Below are 2,878 nucleotides of genomic sequence, written 5' to 3'. Positions count from 1 at the left end.
CGCCTCTGCGAGCAGCGCGCGGCGTGCCTGCGGCTTGGCCTGGATCAGTTCGCCGATACGGCCCTGACCGACCATCGACGGCGAACGCGCACCGGTCGACTGGTCGGCGAACAGAAGCTGCACGTCCTTGGCGCGGGCCTCCTTGCCGTTGATACGGTAAAGCGAGCCGGCCTCACGCTCGATGCGGCGCGACACCTGCAATTCGTCGGCATCGTTGAAGGCAGCGGGCGCCGAGCGGTCACTGTTGTCGAGGAAAAGTGTGACTTCGGCGGTGTTGCGTGCCGGGCGCGTGCCCGAGCCGGAAAAGATGACGTCGTCCATGCCGGACGCGCGCATGTTCTTGTAGGAGCTTTCGCCCATCACCCAGCGCAGCGCCTCGACAAGGTTCGACTTGCCGCAGCCGTTCGGCCCGACAATGCCGGTCAGTCCGCGTTCGATGACGAACTCGCCGGGCTCGACGAAGGACTTGAAACCGAGGAGGCGAAGGCGCGAAAACTTCATTCGCGCCGCCCACTAAGCGGATTACCGTGGTTTTGCGATGAGAATTCGCGGCACGACAGGAAGCCGCGCACGCCGAAGCGCCGCCGCCTCAGGGCTGACTGGACGTCAGAGCAGAGGGTCGATGATGGCCGACATTTCCTCAATCGACATCGCCCCCTTGTAGGTCTTACCGTTGATGAAGAAGGTCGGTGTCGAGTCGACCTTGAATTCATTGGCGCCACGCTTCTGGACCGATCTCACATCGTCCAGAAGTTTCTGGTCCGTCAAGCAGGCCTCGAAGGACTCCTGTGTAAAACCGGCGAGCTTCGAGATTTGCAGCAGTGCATCCTTGGTGTTCTGAACGCCAGCCCAGTTCGCCTGCTGCCTGAACAGGACGTCGACCATAGGGTAGTAGTTGTCCTTGGCGCAGCGCGCCAGCATAAAACCGGCTTCGGCACTCGGATCGAACGGGAATTCGCGCAGGATGTAGCGCGCCTTTCCGGTGTCGATGTACTTGGTCTTCAGGTCCGGAAAGGTGGTCTCGGCGAAATGCGCGCAGTGCGGGCAGGTCATCGAGGCGTATTCGACGATGGTGACCTTGGCGTCGTCCTTGCCAAGCTGTTTGTCGGGCAGCGCACCCGGCTTCATCAATTCCGCCATGTCCACGGTGCCCTGGGCTTCCGGCGCGGTGGCGGCGGCCGGCGTGGCCGGCGTCGCGGGGGCGGCCGGGGCCGCAGGCTTCACATCCGCGGCCTTCGCCTCCTCGCCAGAGTCGCTGCAGGCGGCGAGCAGGGCCACCGCCGGAATGGCGGCCAGCGAAGACAGGACGTTTCTGCGAGACAAGCTTTGGCCAAACGGGGGACGGTTCATACGAATCACCTGACAAGGGTTGGATTTTGCAATGCAAAGACACGAAAAGGCGAGAGTTGGCGCGAATTAAGGCATCTCGATCCCCAATCCAATCGCGAAACCTGACAAGGGCGATCACGAATGCGAGATATTGACTACGAATCCATGACTTTCTTCAAGACGCCTATGATTTTCTCTCCCCGATAATGGTCGCGCCAAGTTTCTCCAGCGAGGCGCGCAGTTCATCATTGTCAACGAGGCCGACAGTTCCCGACAATTTCGTCTTCTCAGCCGCCGTCAGCGGCCTCAGGGCCGGTTTGCGCCTTCCTTTGTCGGTTGTCACCGGCTTCTGCAGGATCCTGATGCGATTGATGGCGGTGAAGCCGAGGAAGGCGTTGACCCGGTTGATGATCTCGCCCGTCTCGTGCTGCAGATGAAGTGCCGCCATGCCTTCGCAGGCAATGACCAGCACGGCCGGCTCGAACGGATCGTCCTCATGCATACGGCGCGGCCATTGGATTTTTTCGGGGCGCGAATGGCTGGCCAGCCGCGGGCCGGCGATCTCGTCCCATGACTGGACGAGGCCGATCGAAATGCCAGCCCGCTTGCGCAGCACCGGATCGAGGATCCTGGTCGCGAGATCGCTGACCGGGACGGGATTGCCGTAGGGCGTTCTGCCTGCCATGTACGTCCTCCAGCCACGACCCCAGCAGATTGCGGCCAGGCCGATACAGATCAATGGCACCAGCAGACCAGACCCGCAAGACCGTATCCTGGGATAGTGGCAAAGCCACATCCGAGGACAGCAGCAGAGCTGCATCCGGGCATATCGCGTCCCGCCTGCTAGGCTGGTACGATGTGCATCACCGTGAATTGCCGTGGCGCATCACGCCTCGTGAGCATGCGCGCGGCGTGCGGCCTGATCCCTACCGTATCTGGCTCTCCGAGGTCATGCTGCAGCAGACCACCGTCGAAGCGGTGAAGGCCTATTTCCGGATTTTCGTCGAGAAATGGCCCGATGTCGGGGCGCTGGCCGCGGCGCCGGCGGAGGATGTGATGAAGGCCTGGGCCGGGCTCGGCTACTACTCCCGCGCCCGCAATCTCAAGGCGTGTGCCGATCTTGTGGCCGCGCGTGGCGGCCGGTTTCCCGACACGGAAACGGCTTTGAGAGAACTGCCAGGCATCGGCGCCTATACGTCGGCGGCCATCACGGCGATTGCCTTCGACCGTCCCGCCGCCGTTGTCGACGGCAATGTCGAACGCGTCATCTCCCGGCTGTTTTCGATCGCAACCCCGCTGAGCGAAGCCAAGCCCGAAATCCGTGCCCATGTCGAGCGCATGGTGCCCGGGACAAGGCCTGGCGACTTCGCCCAGGCGATGATGGATCTCGGCGCCACCATCTGCACGCCACGCCGGCCGCGCTGCATGCTGTGCCCGCTGCGCGAAGACTGCAGCGCGGTCGTTTCAGGCGATCCCGAGCACTTCCCGGTGCGCCTGCCCAAGGCCGACAAGCCGCAGCGGCACGGCGCGGCCTTTGTCGCCGTGCGGG

Annotated in this window: 4 protein-coding genes; 1 reads left to right on the top strand and 3 read right to left on the bottom strand. The window is 63.2% G+C overall.

Translation table 11 applies throughout. From position 1 onward, the window contains the following. From EOC06_RS35365 to EOC06_RS35355, 3 genes are all read right to left on the bottom strand, one after another. Positions 1–501: AAA family ATPase (locus EOC06_RS35365; RefSeq protein WP_164898937.1), on the bottom strand; the 501-nt coding region annotated here is incomplete at its 3' end. 105 nt (positions 502–606) lie between these two features. Further along, on the bottom strand, positions 607–1,350 hold the full coding sequence (locus tag EOC06_RS35360; protein ID WP_127268828.1) for a DsbA family protein: 744 nt from the start codon (positions 1,348–1,350) through the stop codon (positions 607–609). Positions 1,351–1,513: 163 nt separating this feature from the next. Beyond that, the gene (locus tag EOC06_RS35355) at positions 1,514–2,014 is read right to left on the bottom strand and encodes a DUF721 domain-containing protein (RefSeq protein ID WP_127268827.1); all 501 of its coding nucleotides are present in this window, start codon (positions 2,012–2,014) and stop codon (positions 1,514–1,516) included. Positions 2,015–2,067: 53 nt separating this feature from the next. Between EOC06_RS35355 and EOC06_RS35350 the strand changes: the two genes are divergently transcribed. Beyond that, the coding region (locus tag EOC06_RS35350) for an A/G-specific adenine glycosylase (RefSeq protein WP_164898936.1) at positions 2,068–2,878 on the top strand (811 nt) is incomplete at its 3' end.

It is taken from the genome of Mesorhizobium sp. M7A.F.Ca.MR.362.00.0.0, assembly GCF_004023175.1.
Classification (GTDB): Bacteria; Pseudomonadota; Alphaproteobacteria; order Rhizobiales; family Rhizobiaceae; genus Mesorhizobium.
This window is presented reverse-complemented; position numbering and strand designations above follow the sequence as displayed.

Bases quoted from the DNA above. Each gene is read 5' to 3' on its own strand.
- EOC06_RS35360 (WP_127268828.1), bottom strand. From the start codon at position 1,350: ATGAACCGTCCCCCGTTTGGCCAAAGCTTGTCTCGCAGAAACGTCCTG.
- EOC06_RS35355 (WP_127268827.1), bottom strand. From the start codon at position 2,014: ATGGCAGGCAGAACGCCCTACGGCAATCCCGTCCCGGTCAGCGATCTC.